The sequence below is a fragment of the Dictyoglomus thermophilum H-6-12 genome, from assembly GCF_000020965.1.
Classification (GTDB): Bacteria; Dictyoglomota; Dictyoglomia; order Dictyoglomales; family Dictyoglomaceae; genus Dictyoglomus; species Dictyoglomus thermophilum.
In genome coordinates this window covers 190,599-209,580 of record NC_011297.1, presented here as the reverse complement: position 1 = coordinate 209,580, position 18,982 = coordinate 190,599, and the positions used below count along the sequence as shown (strand labels likewise).

Here is an 18,982-nt window from a genome sequence, read left to right as displayed (position 1 = left end):
AGAAATTTAATTTTAAGAAAAATATTACCGTAGAAGAATATTCTCGTGATTGGAAAACTCAAAGAATAGTAGAAAGAACTTTACAAATAGCAATTGAGATATGCATAGATATTGCAAATCATATAATCTCAGATGAAGGATATAGAACTCCTGTAAGTTACAGTGATACTTTTAAAGTAATATATGAAAATAAGGTAATATCTGAAGAGGTTTATAATATTATGGAAAAAATCTCTAAGTTTAGAAATATCTTGGTTCATAATTATACTAAAATTAATCCCGATTAATTTCATCAACTTTTAAAAAGTTCATCTGCTTTTTCTTTTATCATTCTTCTTTTTTCAAGAGTTTTTTCAAAAACTTCATCAAAAATTGGAGTAAGATGTTTCTCCAAAACCTTAACTCCTTCTTCCGTTATCCCGCCCTTTGTCGCAACCTTCTCAATTACATCTTCAAAAGCCAAATTCCTTTCATAAATTAATTTTGCAGTACTATATATGGTATAGACTAACATATCTTTTACTTCGTCTTCTCTTAGAGTTTTATTATGCTTCAAAGAAGATTTCATAAATTCATTAAAAATTGAAGACAAAAATCCTGGTGCACAACTTGTTATCTCTACAGCAAAAGGAAAATCTTCCTCTGTTATCCTCTTAACTTTACTTATCTTCTCAAATAAAGACTCTATATACTTCTTGTTTTCTTCTTTCACTTTTTCGTTATGCGCAATAAGTGTTACTCCTTCGTTTATTTCCGAAAGTACCGTAGGTGTGACTTTTGAGACTTGGCCTGGAAATATTTTTTCAATGTTCTCAATGGTTATAGCACCTGCAAGAGAAATAATATGCCTATCAGAATCAAGGAAATCTTTAATCTCATCTAGAACTCCCTTAACTTCTGGCTGTTTTACACAGATAAAAATGTATTTTGCTCTTTTTGCAAGATCTTTATTATCCTCGGCAATATTAATATCTTTATAAATTTCTTTTAAATTTTGAAGTTTACTTTTTGTTCTTGTAGATACAATTATCTCTTGTGGTTTTAAGGCTTTTTCTTCAATGAATTTTCTAATAAGCATACTTCCCATATTTCCATAGCCTATAAAACCGACCATATATTCCCAACCTCCTTTTTAAAAAATTTTTGTATATTAACATAAAAATCTCAAAAAGGGGTAGATAAGATTAAAAAATATCTTTTTTGAGGATGGAGATATATTATTTATGTCACTTTTTTAGGCTTTAAGAGGGGTGTAACACTTATAAATCCATTTCCAAAAGTATACCTTTTTCTTTAAATCCAATACTTTTATAAAATTCTCTCGCATTTATATTAGTTATCTCAGTACTCACTTCAATTTCACCTATATTTAATTCTTCACATTTTTTTATTACTGCCTCAATCAACCTTTTACCTATACCTTTTCCCCTATAATTTTTGTCAACAACTAATTCTTCTATCAATGCAGAAGGTAATGTATGTAGAATTGTTTTCCTTATAAAAACGCTTATAAATCCTACTATATTACCTTCCCACTCTGCTACAAAAGTAAGATTATTATCATTGCTTATAAAAAATTGAAGATTTTCATAAGCTCTATCAATGTCTAAACCGCTTTTATCCTCTATTGTTTCATAAAGCTCTTTAAGTAAATTGTAAATTGAATCAATATCTTTTTTATTAACAGCTCTTATCAATACTTTTTCCATCTTTCATTAAGCACGCTTTATCAAATTATCTCTATATGCTTAGATTTTAATTATATCATAAAAAATCAGCACTTGATGAGTACAAATTTTAAATGATAAGGATAAAATTAGTTAAAAAAGCTGTCCTCCCGTAAAAGAGAGGACAGCTATCCCATTTACCAATCTAAAAGTCTTCTTTCTCCTTCAAGCTTTTTGATTTCTGTTACGTCCTGTGTGACCTCTAAAGTACCTAAATAGTTCCCTTCTCTATCTCTTACAGCAAAATACCTTATATATATTAGCCTTCCATTCATATTTATCCAGAACTCTGCATGATCCTTTGTACCCTTCTTAAACTCTTCTAATATCTTTTCCACTATATGAACGCTTTTCTGAGGATGACACTGCTGGACCTTTCTACCAATCACAGCTTTTGTCCTCACAAAAATTCTATCCTTTGTCTCACTGAAATATCTTACCTCATCATTCTTATCCACAAAGGTTATATCCACAGGAAGGGTATTTAGAATTGCCTCCAACTCAATAAGACTTAGGCTTCCTGTAGGTAAATTAACCATACCTTGCTGAACACTTGATACCTCTTTCTTCTCTACTTCTATAGGAGTTATCACATCAGGAGGAGTAAAACAACAATACCCTATTTCATCAAATTGTAGCCTTATATCTTTCCACTCCTCTTCGGATATTACGTGAAGTCCCATAGGGAATAAAATATTATTTTCTTTGTAAAAGTGAGAAGCTAACATATCTCCAAGCTCAATAGCCACAACCCCAATTCTTCTTATAAACTCATCAAAACTCATGCTATTATAGTTATCCACTATTTTATATAAATCCTTTTTGATTGCTCTAATCTTATCATGATCCATCCACATAATAGCAGGTGGCTCTGTTATCCCATGCTTCTCTAAATAGGGGAAGAGAACATTTTCTTCCCTCAAATAATGCTTTTCTGATTCCTTAAAATGATCTGTAATTTCCTTGATTTCTAATATTTTATCTTTACCTCTATCATAATCACCTATTTCTCTAAGCTCCTCTATGGCTTTTTTCAATTTATCTGAAAACTCTATTAATTTTTTGTGCTCCTCCATCAAAATATTCACAGGATGTCCCAACTGAGCAGAAGGTTTATCCTTATCTAAAGCCTCCTGAAATACTGCAAGATGTACTTCGCAAAGCCTCATTACTTCCTCTCTTGGCATACCTTCTTGAATCAACTCTTGTTCAATTTGTGCTATCTCTGTAGTTGTAACACTACCAAAAAGTTCCCTAAATTGAGCTTTTAATTTTTCGGGATCTTCTCCCTTATGAATCTTTCTAATTAATTCTTTTAGCATTTCTTTTCTATCTTTTCTGAAACCAAAAAGCTCACTCATAAAAATATCTCCTCCTTAAGTATTAAACTATTTTGGCCTAAAAATATAAACAATTCATTTTTTATTTTATACTATTTAAGTATGAATTTCAAGCATAAAAATTTAAGTTTTAGAATTATTAAATAATAAAGAAAGTTAGCTCATTTTCAAAACTTTTGCCCCTCTTATCCTTCCCTCTTTAAGATCTCTCAATGCCTTATTAGCCTCTTCCAGCTTATATACTTCAACCACTGGTTTTAAATCAACCTTTTCTGCTAATGTTAAAAATTCTTCCACATCTCTCCTTGTTATATTAGCAACACTTTTTATCTCCTTCTCCATCCACAAATCTCTTTCATAATTCAAGTTAATGAGAAAGTCTTTGTCTTGATTTTCCTTTCTTATGGCATTTATAACCAATCTTCCTCCCTTTTCCAAGTTCCTAAGTACTAAGACTATAGTTTTCCATACAGGAGTAGTGTCAATAATAGCATTTAGTTTAAAGGGAGTAACTTCACCAAAATCTCCTGTCCAGTAACTTCCCAATTCCTTTGCCAACTCTCTTTCTCTTTCACTTCTTGCAAAAACAAATATCTTAGAATCTGGATAAAGATACTTTATTATCTTCAACACTAAATGGCCTGAGGCTCCAAATCCAGAAAGTCCAATATTATCCCCATTTTTTATATTAGAAAGCTTAACCGACCTATATCCTATTGCACCGGCACATAAAAGTGGTGCTGCTTCTTCATCAGAATAATTTTGAGGAATTTTATAAGCATAATCCTCCGAGACAACCGTATACTCTGCATATCCTCCATCCACATCTTTTCCCGTAGCTTTGAAATCATCACATAAATTTTCCTGACCAGATCTACAAAACCTACACACCCCACAAGAATGATTTATCCATGCAACTCCAACCCTATCTCCAATTTGGAATTTATTAGCATCTTTCCCCTTATCCACAACCGTGCCCACAATTTGGTGTCCCAAAATCAAAGGTAATTTAGTAGGAGGAAGTCTCCCCTCTACAATATCAAGGTCAGTCCTACAAACTCCACAAGCAGAAACCTTTATCAAAATCTCTTTCTCCTTTGGAATAGGGATAGAAACCTCTTCAAGAGAAAGAGGATCTTGCCATACAGTAAGATCTTTCACTTCTCTAAGGAGCATTGCCTTCATTTTTCTCACCCTTTTTAAATTCAACTTTTATATGTTTCAATTTCTTTTTGCCATTCCCTCAAAAAACTATTAATCTTGTTATGTATTTCTTTCTTATAAGTTATAGCACCTTTTTTAGGATCTTGTTCCAAAAAGTCCAATATGAGTCCTGCATGAGCATTAAAGTTTCTCAAAATATCCGAATGTCCCCCTTTACTTTCTCTAATTTCTCCTCTTTTGAAAGAAAACTCAAACTTTTCTAACTCATTGCATAGAATCACATTTGTTCCATATTCTTTAAAAACACCATTAATTATCCTTTCGTTAAAATCTTTAAGCGTCTCTATCTTTACCCATTTCAGATCATTTTCTATAAAAATTTTATCTCTATACTCATAATAAATCTCCAAGAAAGCCTTTAATAGGTTTATATAAATCCAGAGATTTCCCAAAGGATAATTCATGGCATATTTCCTCTTAATAATTTCTTCTCCCTCCGAAGTTTTCTCCCATTCTGAGAGCTCAGAATCTAAATCCATTAAAGCTAAGAAATTTAATTTATCCTCTGCCTCTTTCAAGAATTCCTCAACCTTTTTCCAATCTATAATGGTTAGAAAAGCCAAAACAAAACCTCTTTTTACAGTGTATATACAAGTGTTTACTATTTGAGTAATGTACTTCTTTATGAAATTAAATTTCATGCACAATTCTTCCTTCTTTTCCGTCTCAAAATCAAAAGGCAATCTATCATAATTTTTAAAATAATCAAAAAAGAAATGAGCATCAATCTTCTCTAACCTTATCTCGCTTAAGCCTCCTCCCTCTCCCAAAGGAGTAAGGTATACATATTTGAAGTTAGGTATGTTTCCTCTATTCAAAATATTTTTAGCTTTAATAGCAACAATAAATCTTCTATAAGCTTCTACAGCACTAAGGACTAAGAAGTTTAACCCCCTTGATACATCTAATATAACTTCCTTTTCCTCTTTATAATTTTCCTTTAAAGCTAAGAAAATAAAATCTGAAATAATTTTAGGATCAGTAATAAACCTTTTTCCCTCATAACTTCCATTGGTAGGAAATTTACAAACCACAATATTCTCCTCTTTCATTCCAATGCTAATTAACCTGCTTTTTAAATCTTCTTCCCAAGACTCGTCTAAAGATTCGGGTCTAAGAAGTAATATCCTAAAATTTACTGAGTCTTGTAAAAAATAAGAGGCCAAAGCCTCAATAGTAGAATACCCTTTATACTTTTTACTATCTACTACATATGCAAACTCTCGGCTATCTTTTGGTACAAAACCAACAATTAATTTATTCACTTCTTGTTAGTGCACACCATCCTAAGGGATAATACTTTTCATTTATCTCCACTGCCCATCGCGTTGAAGGGTAAAACTTAAGATCTACATTTTTTCTACGAATAGGCACATTACTACCTAAAAAATATCCTAAAGAATTAAAATAGTATGTCTTTCCGAATCCTATAGGAATAAAGATGACATCTTTTTGAGACATCACCTCTTTGACTTTTTTGTAGTGCTTAATAAAGTCATCAAATATCTTCTTTCTTTCCCCATCATTTTCATTTCCTGAATTCTTTCTTCTTAAGTTTTCCAATATTTCTAACTCTTTATCAATAAGCCTGTTAGAATAATCCTTTAGATATTCCCATAACTTAACTTCAGGGTCTTTCTCAAAAAACTCTTTCCAAAAATCTGGTCCATTATAATTTTTGTCTTTTTTAATACATATTTCAATGGAAAATTTTCTTTGAGGAGGTATTGCAATTATAATTTGCCAAAGTTTCCTATGAGGAATTCTCTGAATTTTGTATGCTCTTAATTCTTCAAAATTTATACTACTGCTATCTCTAACTATTACATATTTCATTATATCTGTAGATATTTTATTTTCGTTTCTTAACACATCTTCCCCTATATAAGGAGAATTATCTTTTTTAGAATCTCCTCTATGAGGTGGTTCTTTTTTAGTACTAAGATAATAATGAAAAAGTAAGGCACTTCTCAGTATTCCCTTTATAGTACTTCCAGGAATAAAAGCCCTTTTTAAAGAGGTCATTGGCAAATATACACTTTTCCTTCTATAATCATCCATTCTTTCACTCAATTTTAATGGTGGTTCACATACTTCATTTATAGGAATATTATTCTTATCTAAAAAGCCTTTTAAATTTTGGCCTTCAAGCACTGTCTTAGAAAGCTCCTCTATTATCTTGACATTATCCTTTTTTGTTTTCAAAAAGTTTATCAATTTATCTTTGTTTACAATATAAAGATTATCACCCTCTATTATGCACTCTGAAACTGTAGAGATTTCTTCTCCACTTCTTACTATCGTAGGGGTTATTGTAGTAATATTCAGTTTCATTTAATCTTCCCCCTTTGAATTAAGAAAATTTGTAACCCAAATTCTTTCCATAAGATATTACCCTTAACTCTTCCACTGGTGAGACATCAATATTTTCTCCAATATAAGGAGACTTCACTAAAGCGCCCTCTTTTACTTTATAGTGTACCTTTTTCCTAAAGCCTTTAGGAGCATTGTAAAAAACAAATCCATCTCTTTTTATAATCTGATAATAAATCAAATTATTTACTTCTTCCCTCATTGGTGTAGTAAGAGAAAGAGTAATTTCCAAATTTCCTTCATCAGGCAAATCGGTAAGCTCTTTTTCGTAATAATCAAAAGTACCTTTTCCTGTACTCCTTTCTCCGCCTATCCCTTCCTCAATGAATAGGTTTAAAACAGGAATAAAAATGCTATCTAAATTAGGTTCCTCTTTTTTAAAGAAGTACAAAAATGGTCTTATCTCTACATTATCAGAAGTCTTTATAGGCCATAAAATAAGATTTTCTTGGAAGAATAAATTTTCTGAAACACTACTCTCCCTATTTACACTTACCTTAGGTTCAAGAATAGTACCTATAAAGTCTATCTCTTCTTTTATCTCCTCAAACTCTTCTTTCGCTACTAAAAATTTGCTATTCAAAAAACTAAAATCATCTAAATTTTCCAAATTTATAGAAAGATTTTCTTTATCAAAGAAGCTTAAAATTTTCCCAAGAGCCTTTAAAGATATCCATTGAATCTTCTTGTACCTTTTATGTTGGTCACTTCTATCACGGGGCAATTTAATAAATATATCGGGCATAGGTACAAATAAAATGTCAAAATTAGGCATCCTTAAACCTATGAAAAGGGAGGATATAATCAGTTTCTCCTCAAAAGTTTTAAACTTCTCCTCGCCCAAAAGCTTAACAAGAGAATTACTTAGAGCAGAAAACAAAGTATCTGAGTGAACTATAGTAGAAGTTCTATCCATTCTACGGAGCCCTATATGTAACAAAATAGGACCCTCTTTGAATAATTTAAAAATCTCAACCCTCATTACTTATTCCCCTCTTTTCACTTCTTTAACACTTCTTTGAGCTCTTTTACCAATTCTTCCACTATATCTTTATCTGTCAATGCTACACTTTTACCTATTTCCTTTCTCTGATTATCTTTATAATAACTCTCATAGGGCTTTACATAAAAAGAAAGATTTTCAAACTTTATATGTCCATATCCACGAGTACCACTACCCCCCAAATAATCGTCCTCCAGCATTCTCATTCCCTCAACAAAAGTTTTAACTAACTTTTCCACATCATCACCCTCATAAAAAGCTATACTACTTGAAAACTTAAACTTTGCCCCAGCAGGAACCCTTTCCATGGTTCTTGGATACCTAGCAGTACCAGCTATCCTATCTATTATGTTTTCCGTCTTTTCCTCTGTATACTCAATGTCTCTATCAAAATATTTACCAAAATTGTTTTTAAAATCTTCTTGATCTAAAAACGAGTCTCTAATAATGACTCTTGACAAGGTCTTTGTCTTATCATTATGAGATCCAAAGAGTAAACATACTTCACATTTACCACAGCCACATGGCTCTCCTTCTTTAGGATTAATATTCCTTGCTCTTTCCAACAAACATCTTATTTTCCCTTTTAAAGAGGATCCTGGAATATAAGGTATTCCCTCTATGGTCTTTATAACTGGATTATCAAGTCCTCCTATCTCTACCGTCTCCCTTGATCCTCCAATATGTAAACCTGTTAATAACCTGATATCTCCCTCTATAAATAACCTTCCTATAAATTTATTCATTATCTCTCCTCCTTCCCCCCATATAATTTTTGATAAGCCACCAAAGCTTCCGCAAATTTTTTAATATTTCTTACTTGTCTTTCATCTTTAATATTCTCTATAGGATCTTTAAGAGCTATGTATAACTTACCTAAAGCCTCTCTCTTCGCATCCTTTTCTTTTCCTACCATGTAAACCATATAGGGAAGTTTAAAAACTAAGTCTGAAGCATCTTCAGAGTTCTTTATCAAATCATAAATCTTTCTAAGACTGGATGTAGTAATATTGTTTGCTATATCTTCAACAAATTTCTGTATTTTATTATTAAAATCCTTAAATTCTTCAATTTCTAAATCATGGAAATTTAAAACTCTCTGTACAAAATCTTTTCCTAAAAACTTCTCAACCTCACTACGCCAGCCCTCTTCTGGATTTACAGAACTTTTTCTTTTCTGAGGAAAATTTCTTTCGTTCATTTACTCTTTCCCCCTTCCAATTTCCTAGTTTTCATTCTCGCAATCTTGGTAGCTACAAGGATAAGCCTGGGATTTCTAATCTTCTCACCCTCCCCTAATAAATTCTTTAGGAGTATATTTACCAATCTTTCTCCAATATCTTTATAATCCCTCAAATAATACATGAATCTCCAAACAGCAGGAGGGCTAATCTTTCTATTTAAGCTCTGTTCTAAAAGCGGATTAAATCCCTTAATTGACCTTTCTATTTTTGTAATTACTGCACGAGATGTTTGCCCCTTTGACTTGCCCTCTTCAGATTCTTGTCTCTCCTCTTTATTTTCTAATATCCTTTTAGTTAATTCATTAGCAATATCTAAAGCTTCTTCATATTCCCTATAGCTTAATACTTCACCATCCACGCATATCTTATTCTTCTTAGGCTTTTCCTCCTCGGGGTAGACAAAATTTTTAGCTTTCTCAAGAAATTCCTCTACTATACGAGCACCCCTTATTAAAGGAAAATTATCAGGGAAATATCCCATACCTGTCGATATAGTGAAGATTTCTTGAGAGCCTGTGTATTCTGAATACTTTTCCCTTATCTCCCTTACCAAATTATTTATCTCATTATAGGTACCTATTATAAATAGATCGTCTCCTCCTACAAACACTGGATATAAATAACCTTTCTCCCTTTTATCCTTTATTAAATCAAGTACTCCTTTTCCAAAGAAAAGTTCCATTCTTCTACTCAATATTCCATATCTTGTTAAGGCTAATCCCTCTCTCTTCTTTTCTTTATCCCCTAATTTTTTGAAAATTTCTCCCATATTATCCGCATCCATTTTTAGATAAGCAAGCTTTTTATCGCCATAGTCTCCTACAATATTTCTTTCAGCAATCTCCTCAAAATTACTTTCTATAATCTTGAAACTTCCAAGCAAAAATCCATCAGGTATAAATCCATCTTTTATATGAACATCTTCTAACTGATATATCTTTTTACTAGTTTGCCCTAAACGGGAGAAATTATTAACAAAATCAATACAGTATCCTAGCTTTTCAAAGAATTCGTCCCAAGTTTCAGGATCTTTTGAAGGTATATTTACTCTCTCTTCAATTAAAAAGGAGGCATCTCTTAATTTACCAGTTAGCTCTACAAAGGATTTACAAGTTTTACACCATCTATCTTGCGAACTTGCATCTTCTACTTTTTTCTTACCACATATAGTGCAATATTCTCCTTCTTTTATGTCTTCACTTTTAGGAACAAAAATCAAATCGTAAAAATTCTCCAAAGTACTGTATCTCTTCTTTTTCCTCTGATTAGCTTTTAACATAACTTCTTCTCTTTTGTTGATGAAGTTCAGAAGGTCATTTATTGATAGATAATCCCACTCTATACCAAGATAAAGATCATCTCCTACAAATTTCCACAAGGTCTCTATAATATGGTTTCTTAATCTTGTTAATTCGTCTTCAGGAATATAAGATAGTAAGAGTTCAAAGTTTCCTCCTCCAAGGTATAGAGTATTTACCCTTGTAAACCCTGTACTATCCAATATAAATTTGGCAGAATACCTAGATAGAAGATCTATGAAAACAGATTTACCTTTTAACATTCTACCTGCTCTTTCTGAAGAGACATTAAAGAGAAAACTTTGTATTCCAGAAATATCCCCTACTATGAAGGTAAATAGCTTTCGGTTGAAAATCTCTTCGCCTGCCGTATCAATCTTTTTCCTATCTCTTAAAAGATCTTTTATTTTGTTAAGATCATTTTTATTCAACAAATTATTTTTATAATCTTTATATAGAGCATGGGCTAATCCTGCTGTTATTCGAGAATGGTCATAAATAGAGATATCTGGTTCATAACCTGTGGTTTGAGCAGGAACTTGTGACAAGTAAAATTCAAACAAGGTTAACAACTGATCTATATTATCAACTTTGGGAAATAGTTTTAAAAGGGAATTTACTAATCTTTTATAACTTTCATCACTAGCCTTAACATCACCAGAGCTTGGGAAAATATTTTCTAAGGTAGTTAACGGATATTTTATATCTTTAGCATTTTCATCAACCTTCTTAAAAGGTCCACTTAGAACCACATTTACATAATGCTCTTTTTGACTTTGATTCTCTTCTCTTTCTGATGACGCAAGCCAATCAGCAATCTGAATTATCTGTCCATAATCATTTTGTGGGCTATGATGAAATAAAACTAAATCTATAACTTCCTCTGTGAGATGCTCCTTTAAGAAATTAGATAATTCTGATTTTTCTTTGCCTAAGGTTTCTAACAAGAAAGCAGAAAATTTAGGATGAACATATTCAACTTTAGCAAATCTCTCTGGAAGTTCCTTCGTATAATACTCTTTTGTTCTCTCAAGTACTTTTCCTAAATCATGAAAGAGAGCAGAAAGTAAAATCTTAACGTCATCCAAGTTTTCACCCCTCCCCTAAATAAATATCCAAAACATCACCAGGCCTAAATTCTGGAACGTGCGATGCTATAACTACTGCTCCCACCCTCGGATCATAAACTGCCAAAAATGGAGTTGGATGATAAAAATGAACTAAAAATGCATACAACCATATAGGTCCCCTACCATTCAATATCAGCCCTTTTCTTGTATTTACATTTGGAGGAGAAAGATTATAAAGTGCAGAAGGAACTAAATTTTTCTCCATACGGAAAGATAAAATAGTGTATTTTTCTTTTTCTTCTAACTCAAAAAGAACATCCTCTTTCATCTATCCCCTCACCAATAGATCTTCACAAAACTCACTTTACCTTCTTTTATCATATAATCTTTTAGAACATTTGAAAAGGTTATTACCAATTTTTGTCTATTTTTTAAAACTATCTTCTCCAAAAAAGGATATGGCCTACCATTAATATAAACCCCTTGAACTTCTATATTTATGTCTCTCTTCATATCATTAATTAGGGTTATATTAAAAAATAAAACCACATAGGTATGGAGATAGGTACCAGTATAAGAAATATAGGAAGAATAATAAAGATAAAACTTTTCTTTCCACTAATGTGTATAATCATATGTTTATGAAAAACAAAAAAGGAGCAGGGGTTTTCTCCCTGCTCCTCCGTTAATATTAACTTATCCCATTTATTATTTCACTCTTCCAGTATTTTGATTATCATGGCGGAACTTAGGCCATGGTGAATTTGCTAAACCTTTACTTTTAGAATTTATTGCATAAAGATAATTATCATAACTTCCACTCCCCACATATATAGTTCCATCTTGACCTATCGCGGGGGAGGAATCAACACAATATCCAGTTTCAAATTTCCATTTCAATGTGCCATCAGGATTTATCGCATACAAATGATTGCCACTTCCCACATAGACAGTTCCATCCTGACCTATAGCTGGTGAGGAATCAACCCAACTTCCAGTTTCAAATTTCCATTTCAATTTACCATCAGGATTTATTGCATATAGATAATCATCCAAACTTCCCACATATATAGTTCCATCTTGACCTATAGCTGGTGAGGAATGAACCGAACCTCCAGTTTTAAATTTCCATTTCAATGTGCCATCAGGATTTATCGCATATAGATAATGATCCATACTCCCCACATATATAGTTCCATCTTGACCTATCGCGGGGGAGGAATGAACAGGACGTCCAGTTTCAAATTTCCATTTCAGTTTACCATTAGGATTTATTGCATAAAGATAATGATCATCACTCCCCACATATATAGTTCCATCTTGACCTATAGCTGGTGAGGAATGAACCGAACCTCCAGTTTTAAATTTCCATTTCAATGTACCATCAGGATTTATCGCATATAGATAATGATCCATACTCCCCACATATATAGTTCCATCTTGACCTATCGCGGGGGAGGAAAGAACCGCACGTCCAGTTTTAAATTTCCATTTCAGTATACCATAAGGACTTATCTTATAAAGATAATGATCATTACTCCCCACATATATAGTTCCATCTTGACCTATAGCTGGTGAGGAATGAACCGAACCTCCAGTTTTAAATTTCCATTTCAATGTGCCATCAGGATTTATCGCATATAGATAATGATCCATACTCCCCACATATATAGTTCCATCTTGACCTATCGCGGGGGAGGAATCAACACAATATCTAGTTTCAAATATCCATTTCAGTTTACCATCTGGCGCACATCCACAAAACAAAAGAAGAATTAAGACTAATGGAAGAAATTTGAAATACTTTTTTGCATTCATTCTCTTTTACCTCCTCTTTTAAAATTTGAGAGAAAAAGAAGAGTGAATAATTGGGAGGAATGATGTTATATTTTATATCTTGATTACTAATTTCCTCCTTTCACCTTTTTGTTATTATTCTAACTTCTTTTAAAAAACTTCAATAGTCTTTCCCCTTTCTTAATCTCTTTCAGCAAAAGAATATTAGAGAAGCTCACTTATGAAAAAAAGGAGCAGGGGTTTTCTCCCTGCTCCTCCGTTAATATTAACTTATCCCATTTATTATTTCACTCTTCCAGTATTTTGATTATCATGGCGGAACTTAGGCCATGGTGAATTTGCTAAACCTTTACTTGTTAAGGTTATTGCATAAAGATAACCATCCACACTTCCAACATAAATAGTTCCATCAGGTGCTATTACTGGCGAGGAATCTAATCCATAAGGTGAACAATAATACCTCCAGCTAAGAGTTCCATCTGGGTTAATTGCGTACAAATAACCACTACTACTACCTACATATATCATCCCATCAAGACCAATGGCAGGTGTAGACCATATATAACCGTCAGTTTGAAATTTCCATTTTAAACTTCCATCAGGATTTACAGCATAAAGATAACCATCCTCGCAACCAATGTAAATTGTTCCCTCAGAATCAATGATAGGAGATGAGTACTTTACTCTTGAATTGAGATTAAATTTCCATTTTAATGTTCCATTGAAATCAATTGCATACAAATAACCATCTTCACTCCCAATATAAATAGTTCTGTCTGGACCTATAGCTGGTGAGGAAGAGACTTTACCATAAATCTCATATTTCCATTTAAAAAATCCATCAGAATCTATGGCATAAAGATAACCATCTTCACAACCCACATAGATTGTTCCATCCCAATCAATAGCAGGAGATGAGCTTATAGGGTTTCCAAAATAATACCTCCATCTTAATTTTCCTTCTGAATTAATTGCATATAAGTATCCGTCAATACCTCCTACATAGATCGTTCCATCAAGACCTATAGCTGGAGATGACTCTACAAAATTCTCAGTTTTATATTTCCATTTGAAAGATCCATAAGGAGTTATTGCGTAAACATAATAATCGGTACTACCTGTATAAATACATCCGTCCTCCCCTATTGCAGGAGAGGAAATAAAAGAATGAGGACCATATTCAGTCTCAAACTTCCATTTTAAAGATCCGTCAGGATTAATTGCGTAAATAACTCGATCATTGCTATTAATATAAATAGTTCCGTCTTTACCTATTGCTGGAGAAGAATATATTGAACCATTAGTTTCAAAATACCACTTCAGAATTCCTGGTACTAGATTTTTTACAATTACTGTTATACTTGCACTTCCTATATTCCCTCCATTATCGTATGCTTTTGCTAAGACTGAATGTTCACCATCGCTCACTTTTGCAGTATCCCAGCTATACTTATAAGGTAATTGAGTGTCTTCTCCTACTATTATTCCATCAATGTAGAAATCTACTTTTAAAATTGACCTATCATCAGTAGCTTCAACAATAATTTCTACAACTCCACTTACTGTTGAACCATTTGTTGGCGAAATAATTATAACCGTTGGAGGCTTATCCTTTAATGTACATCCCCCAATAATAAACAGAGCTAAAATTAAAACCAGAAACTTATAAAATCTTTTGCTTCTCATAAAGTTTTTGTTTAAAAATCGATTAAAATCCCCAAATTAAATTATATCTACTTTCTTAAATTTTTCAATAAAAATTTTATTTCTCCTCCACATAGGTATTGAGATAGGTACCACTATGAGAAATATAGGAATAATAATGAAGACTTCACTCCCTTAATATGAGTGTAATATCATTGGTGTTGAAACAATAACAAGAGTCACTGCAAATAGGTATAAGAGTGGATAATGGTGAGGAGTTTTGTTTAGGAAGTGAAAGATTGTAGAGCTAAAACCAATACCGAAAGGAGCTAAATATCTTATGGGTATAGTTGAGAATTCTCATAGGCAGGATGATGAGTATTTCCTTGGTATTCATGCAGAAAGATGTAAAAATGTAAAGGAGTTTCTTGTTAAAGCTCAAAGATGGCAGGATACATGGAACATAACAAGACCAAGTTTTGGAATTGGTATGGATGGTAAAACTCCTTTCTGTCAATCCCCCGGGGTTTTGGGGTTATTGGAGGTTGCCAGAAAAATGAACTTTTATTTTTTCTCTTTCTTGAATTGTTTATATATACGCTAAAAACCTAACAGGACGCATAACTCTGGATTAAGCGTACTGCCATCTTCAAATCCTCATAAGTATGATACAAACAGCTATCTAAAATTTGTTTCATTTTACTACGAACTTCAACTTTAATCCTTATAAAATAAAAAAATTTATTTTGTCGGCAATAACTTTCCGTTTGCCTTTTAAGAAATTAGATGTTGACAAAAAATAAATTTTAAGATATTATTTTATCCAAACTAATCCTTAGACAAGGGCGTCAAAAACAGCAAGGAAACAAATTTTCTATAAAAGGAGGTGATTTGCAAGTCTATTAAAATCAGGAACTTTAAAAATTAAGAACCTTTCCAAAATCTAAGAATTTGGAGGTGAAGGAAATGGAAAACAAAGTTATTCTTGATACTATCTGGGTTTTATTTACAGGTATGCTTGTATTTTTCATGAATTTAGGTTTTGCAATGGTTGAATCTGGATTTGCCCGGGTAAAAAATACTGTGAATATTCTTTCTAAAAATTTTATAGTTTTTGCCATATCTTCTTTAGGATATCTCATCCTGGGATGGGGATTAATGTTTGGAGATGGAACACCCTTCGTAGGCTTAAAAGGATTGTTCTTTCTCTCAGGCCCTGACAATTCTCCCGCAACAGGAGAGGCATATAGAGGTGTATATTCTTCCATATCTTGGGCAGGAGTTCCTCTTCTCGCAAAATTTTTCTTCCAGCTTGTTTTTTGTGGAACTGCTGCAACTATAGTTTCTGGAGCGGTAGCAGAAAGAATAAAATATATTTCTTTTATAATATTTTCCTTTATTATGTCCATGTTTATATATCCTATAGTAGGACATTGGATATGGGGAGGGGGATTCCTTTCTAAATTAGGGATGCTTGATTTTGCAGGTTCTACAGTGGTTCATTCTGTAGGAGGATGGGCAGCTTTAGTAGGAGCTATATTATTGGGCCCGAGATTTGGCAAATACGCTGACGATGGTAGCATAAAACCTATCCCTGGTCATAATCTGTCCTTAGCAACCCTTGGGACCTTTGTTTTATGGCTAGGATGGTTTGGATTTAATCCAGGCTCTACTATGAGTGCTGATCCTCAAGCAATCTCACATATTGTTATTACAACAAACACTGCGGCAGCTTCAGCAATATTAAGTTCTACTATTACCTCATGGATCTTATTGGGGAAACCTGATTTAGGAATGACTCTGAATGGCTGTTTGGCAGGTCTTGTAGCTATAACTGCTCCTTGTGCTTTTGTAGATATTCCAAGCTCCATTGTTATAGGACTAATAGCAGGATTTTTAGTAGTAGTCTCAGTAATATTCTTTGATAGGATAAAAATAGACGACCCTGTGGGAGCTTTATCTGTTCATTTGGTAAATGGAGTCTTTGGAACATTAAGTGTAGGAATATTCGCAAAAGAAGGTGTAACAAGTTTCTCTACTGTAAACGGCCTACTCTTTGGTGGCGGTTTAAAGCTCTTTTTAATTCAACTAATAGGTGTTTTATCTGTAGGAATATTTGTATTATTGACTTCCTTAATAACTTGGTACATACTAAAATCGACCATAGGAATAAGGGTGAGTCTACAGGAAGAGATTGAAGGATTAGATATTGGAGAACACGGAAACTCTGCATATCCAGAGTTTTTAATCCGTAAACCCAATATCTCTTTTATAAGTGTAGTAAAACCTGAGGAGGTGAGAAAATGAAAAAAATTGAAGCTATTATTAGACCTGAGAAACTAGACGATGTAAGAAAAGCATTGAATAAAATAGGATATTCTGGATTGATGATTAGTGAGGTAGAGGGTCATGGGAAACAGAAAGGAATTGTTCAGCAGTGGAGAGGAGAGAAATATAGAATTGAGTTAATACCAAAAATAAAAATAGAGATGGTAGTAAAAGATTCTGAAGTAGAAAATATTATTCGAGTAATAATAGAAAGCGCAAGGACTGGAGAAATAGGTGACGGAAAGATTTTTATTTCAGAAATAGCCGATGCAATAAGGATAAGAACTGGAGAAAGAGGAGAGAACGCTATATAAAAATTTTTTAGATATATTCGGAAATATATTGCCGTTTGCCTTTTTAAAAAGTAGATATTGACAAAAAATTAACTTTAGAATAACATATTAAAAGCTTTCAACAAGGACGTTTGGGGGGCGACGATGCCCTACTAAGGAAGTATCAAATTCCTAAGGAGGTAGGAAGGGATAAAAATTTTTAGTATCAAAATTTTTTAATAAATAAATCTTAAGAAAAAGGGAGGGAAAAAATATGACAGGTAGTTTTCCAAAGACAAAAGAAGAGGTTTTAAAGTATGTTAAAGATAATAATGTCTACTTCATAGAAATCTGGTTCACAGACATCTTAGGGTACCTAAAAAGTTTTACTATAACTGCCCATGAGTTAGAAAAGGCCTTCGAAGAAGGATTGGGTTTTGATGGCTCTTCTGTTAGAGGATTCACAAGAATAGAAGAAAGTGATATGATTGCTTTTCCTGAACCAGAAACCTTTACCATCCTTCCTTGGAGACCTAAAGACAAAAAAGTGGCAAGAATGTTTGCAACAATCTTAGAACCAAACGGAAAACCCTTTGAAGGAGATCCCAGAAATGTCCTAAGAAGAATGCTTGCAAAAGCAAAAGAATTAGGCTTTACTTATTATGTAGGACCTGAATTAGAATACTTCTATCTCAAAGCTCCAAGCTCTAACCCTGAAGTTTTGGATTGGGGAGGATATTTTGACTTAATACCCAGAGATGAAGCTATTGATTTAAGACATCAAACAGTATCAATATTAGAAGAAATGGGTATTGAAGTAGAATTTACTCATCATGAAGTGGCTCCCTCTCAACATGAAATTGACTTTAGGTATAAAGATGCTTTAACTATGGCAGATATTGTGATGACTGCAAGATTAGCTGTAAAAGAAGTGGCATATCTTAATGGAGTTTATGCCACTTTTATGCCTAAACCCCTCTTTGGCCAAAATGGATCTGGAATGCATGTTCATATGAGTTTATTCAAAAATGGCAAGAATGCCTTCTTTGATCCCAATGATAAATATCATCTTTCTGATACTGCAAAACACTTTATCGCAGGTCTTTTAAAACATGCAAAAGAGATAACCCTTATTACTAACCAATGGGTAAATTCTTACAAGAGATTAGTACCTGGATATGAGGCTCCTGTTTATATATCTTGGGCTATGAGAAATAGATCTGACCTTATAAGAGTTCCTATGTATAAGCCTGGAAAGGAAGAAGCAACAAGAATTGAGTACAGAGCTCCTGATCCTGCTTGTAATCCATACTTAGCTTTTGCTGTAATACTTGCTGCAGGTCTCGAAGGTATCGAAAAGAAATATCCTCTTCCTGAACCTATAGAAGAAAATGTTTATCATATGACCGAAGAAGAAAGAAGAAAAAGAGGAATAGAAAGCCTTCCTGGAAGCTTAATTGAGGCCATAGAAATAACAGAAAAAAGTGAGTTAGTAAGAAAAGCATTAGGAGATCATGTTTTCACAAACTTTATAGAGAACAAAAAGATAGAATGGGACAATTATAGAAGACAAGTTACTACCTATGAATTAGAAACCTATTTACCTGTACTATAAAAAAGAGGGAGACATTGCGTCTCCCTCTTTTTATATCAAAAATATTT

General features: G+C 32.9%; 18 protein-coding genes and 1 pseudogene. 5 read left to right on the top strand and 14 right to left on the bottom strand.

Annotated features, from left to right (window positions below):
• The first annotated feature begins 23 nt into the window (after positions 1-23).
• Positions 24-287, top strand: coding sequence for a type VII toxin-antitoxin system HepT family RNase toxin (gene hepT / locus DICTH_RS10380; RefSeq protein ID WP_081428043.1), 264 nt, complete (start codon positions 24-26; stop codon positions 285-287).
• Positions 288-292: 5 nt separating this feature from the next.
• Here hepT and DICTH_RS00930 read toward each other — a convergent pair whose 3' ends face one another.
• The 14 genes from DICTH_RS00930 to DICTH_RS09775 form a co-directional block, all read right to left on the bottom strand.
• Positions 293-1,114 (bottom strand): NAD(P)-binding domain-containing protein, encoded by an 822-nt coding sequence (locus tag DICTH_RS00930; protein WP_012547585.1) that lies wholly within the window; start codon positions 1,112-1,114, stop codon positions 293-295.
• 145 nt (positions 1,115-1,259) lie between these two features.
• Entirely contained in the window at positions 1,260-1,709 is a 450-nt protein-coding gene (locus DICTH_RS00925; protein WP_012547235.1) for a GNAT family N-acetyltransferase, read from the bottom strand.
• Between the two features lie 155 nt (positions 1,710-1,864).
• Positions 1,865-3,088: a DUF438 domain-containing protein gene (locus tag DICTH_RS00920; protein WP_012548201.1), complete on the bottom strand. Its 1,224-nt coding sequence runs from the start codon at positions 3,086-3,088 to the stop codon at positions 1,865-1,867.
• A 135-nt stretch (positions 3,089-3,223) separates the two neighbouring features.
• Positions 3,224-4,252 carry a zinc-dependent alcohol dehydrogenase family protein gene (locus tag DICTH_RS00915; RefSeq protein WP_012547329.1) on the bottom strand — a complete coding sequence of 343 codons (1,029 nt, stop codon included), beginning with the start codon at positions 4,250-4,252 and terminating at the stop codon, positions 3,224-3,226.
• 20 nt (positions 4,253-4,272) lie between these two features.
• Positions 4,273-5,556, bottom strand: a complete 1,284-nt coding sequence (locus DICTH_RS00910) for a TM1812 family CRISPR-associated protein (RefSeq protein ID WP_012548143.1) — start codon at positions 5,554-5,556, stop codon at positions 4,273-4,275.
• A complete protein-coding gene (gene csm5, locus DICTH_RS00905) occupies positions 5,549-6,625 on the bottom strand; it encodes a type III-A CRISPR-associated RAMP protein Csm5 (RefSeq protein ID WP_012547494.1) in 1,077 nt (358 codons plus the stop codon). Before csm5 ends, DICTH_RS00910 begins: the two co-directional genes overlap by 8 nt.
• A 19-nt stretch (positions 6,626-6,644) precedes the next feature.
• Positions 6,645-7,646 (bottom strand): type III-A CRISPR-associated RAMP protein Csm4, encoded by a 1,002-nt coding sequence (gene csm4 / locus DICTH_RS00900; protein ID WP_012548282.1) that lies wholly within the window; start codon positions 7,644-7,646, stop codon positions 6,645-6,647.
• A gap of 17 nt (positions 7,647-7,663) precedes the next feature.
• A complete protein-coding gene (csm3, locus tag DICTH_RS00895) occupies positions 7,664-8,413 on the bottom strand; it encodes a type III-A CRISPR-associated RAMP protein Csm3 (RefSeq protein ID WP_012548313.1) in 750 nt (249 codons plus the stop codon).
• Entirely contained in the window at positions 8,413-8,868 is a 456-nt protein-coding gene (gene csm2 / locus DICTH_RS00890) for a type III-A CRISPR-associated protein Csm2 (RefSeq protein ID WP_012547133.1), read from the bottom strand. Before csm2 ends, csm3 begins: the two co-directional genes overlap by 1 nt.
• Positions 8,865-11,297 carry a type III-A CRISPR-associated protein Cas10/Csm1 gene (gene cas10, locus DICTH_RS00885; protein ID WP_012547990.1) on the bottom strand — a complete coding sequence of 811 codons (2,433 nt, stop codon included), beginning with the start codon at positions 11,295-11,297 and terminating at the stop codon, positions 8,865-8,867. The genes csm2 and cas10 overlap by 4 nt, the downstream gene beginning before the upstream one ends.
• 4 nt (positions 11,298-11,301) lie before the next feature.
• Positions 11,302-11,607, bottom strand: a complete 306-nt coding sequence (gene crn3 / locus DICTH_RS00880; RefSeq protein ID WP_012548748.1) for a CRISPR-associated ring nuclease Crn3/Csx3 — start codon at positions 11,605-11,607, stop codon at positions 11,302-11,304.
• Positions 11,608-11,615: 8 nt separating this feature from the next.
• Positions 11,616-11,828, bottom strand: coding sequence for a DUF7424 family protein (locus DICTH_RS10445; RefSeq protein WP_456236220.1), 213 nt, complete (start codon positions 11,826-11,828; stop codon positions 11,616-11,618).
• Between the two features lie 159 nt (positions 11,829-11,987).
• Positions 11,988-13,097: a beta-alanine-activating enzyme beta-propeller domain-containing protein gene (locus tag DICTH_RS00875; RefSeq protein ID WP_012547148.1), complete on the bottom strand. Its 1,110-nt coding sequence runs from the start codon at positions 13,095-13,097 to the stop codon at positions 11,988-11,990.
• Between the two features lie 261 nt (positions 13,098-13,358).
• On the bottom strand, positions 13,359-14,762 hold the full coding sequence (locus DICTH_RS09775) for an outer membrane protein assembly factor BamB family protein (RefSeq protein ID WP_012548074.1): 1,404 nt from the start codon (positions 14,760-14,762) through the stop codon (positions 13,359-13,361).
• A gap of 206 nt (positions 14,763-14,968) precedes the next feature.
• Between DICTH_RS09775 and DICTH_RS09885 the strand changes: the two are divergent.
• The 4 genes and pseudogenes from DICTH_RS09885 to DICTH_RS00850 form a co-directional block, all read left to right on the top strand.
• Positions 14,969-15,231, top strand: a pseudogene (locus DICTH_RS09885) (IS481 family transposase); the annotation flags it as partial.
• A 455-nt stretch (positions 15,232-15,686) separates the two neighbouring features.
• Positions 15,687-17,027 carry an ammonium transporter gene (locus DICTH_RS00860; protein WP_041723142.1) on the top strand — a complete coding sequence of 447 codons (1,341 nt, stop codon included), beginning with the start codon at positions 15,687-15,689 and terminating at the stop codon, positions 17,025-17,027.
• Positions 17,024-17,362 carry a P-II family nitrogen regulator gene (locus DICTH_RS00855; RefSeq protein ID WP_012548317.1) on the top strand — a complete coding sequence of 113 codons (339 nt, stop codon included), beginning with the start codon at positions 17,024-17,026 and terminating at the stop codon, positions 17,360-17,362. The genes DICTH_RS00860 and DICTH_RS00855 overlap by 4 nt, the downstream gene beginning before the upstream one ends.
• Positions 17,363-17,594: 232 nt before the next feature.
• Positions 17,595-18,935 carry a glutamine synthetase family protein gene (locus DICTH_RS00850; protein WP_012548659.1) on the top strand — a complete coding sequence of 447 codons (1,341 nt, stop codon included), beginning with the start codon at positions 17,595-17,597 and terminating at the stop codon, positions 18,933-18,935.
• Positions 18,936-18,982 lie beyond the last annotated feature (47 nt).

Bases quoted from the DNA above. Each gene is read 5' to 3' on its own strand.
- DICTH_RS09775 (WP_012548074.1), bottom strand. From the start codon at position 14,762: ATGAGAAGCAAAAGATTTTATAAGTTTCTGGTTTTAATTTTAGCTCTG.
- csm4 (WP_012548282.1), bottom strand. From the start codon at position 7,646: ATGAGGGTTGAGATTTTTAAATTATTCAAAGAGGGTCCTATTTTGTTA.
- DICTH_RS00915 (WP_012547329.1), bottom strand. From the start codon at position 4,252: ATGAAGGCAATGCTCCTTAGAGAAGTGAAAGATCTTACTGTATGGCAA.
- csm2 (WP_012547133.1), bottom strand. From the start codon at position 8,868: ATGAACGAAAGAAATTTTCCTCAGAAAAGAAAAAGTTCTGTAAATCCA.
- DICTH_RS00930 (WP_012547585.1), bottom strand. From the start codon at position 1,114: ATGGTCGGTTTTATAGGCTATGGAAATATGGGAAGTATGCTTATTAGA.
- DICTH_RS00850 (WP_012548659.1), top strand. From the start codon at position 17,595: ATGACAGGTAGTTTTCCAAAGACAAAAGAAGAGGTTTTAAAGTATGTT.
- csm5 (WP_012547494.1), bottom strand. From the start codon at position 6,625: ATGAAACTGAATATTACTACAATAACCCCTACGATAGTAAGAAGTGGA.
- DICTH_RS00920 (WP_012548201.1), bottom strand. From the start codon at position 3,088: ATGAGTGAGCTTTTTGGTTTCAGAAAAGATAGAAAAGAAATGCTAAAA.
- DICTH_RS00875 (WP_012547148.1), bottom strand. From the start codon at position 13,097: ATGAATGCAAAAAAGTATTTCAAATTTCTTCCATTAGTCTTAATTCTT.
- DICTH_RS00860 (WP_041723142.1), top strand. From the start codon at position 15,687: ATGGAAAACAAAGTTATTCTTGATACTATCTGGGTTTTATTTACAGGT.
- crn3 (WP_012548748.1), bottom strand. From the start codon at position 11,607: ATGAAAGAGGATGTTCTTTTTGAGTTAGAAGAAAAAGAAAAATACACT.
- csm3 (WP_012548313.1), bottom strand. From the start codon at position 8,413: ATGAATAAATTTATAGGAAGGTTATTTATAGAGGGAGATATCAGGTTA.
- DICTH_RS00855 (WP_012548317.1), top strand. From the start codon at position 17,024: ATGAAAAAAATTGAAGCTATTATTAGACCTGAGAAACTAGACGATGTA.
- DICTH_RS00925 (WP_012547235.1), bottom strand. From the start codon at position 1,709: ATGGAAAAAGTATTGATAAGAGCTGTTAATAAAAAAGATATTGATTCA.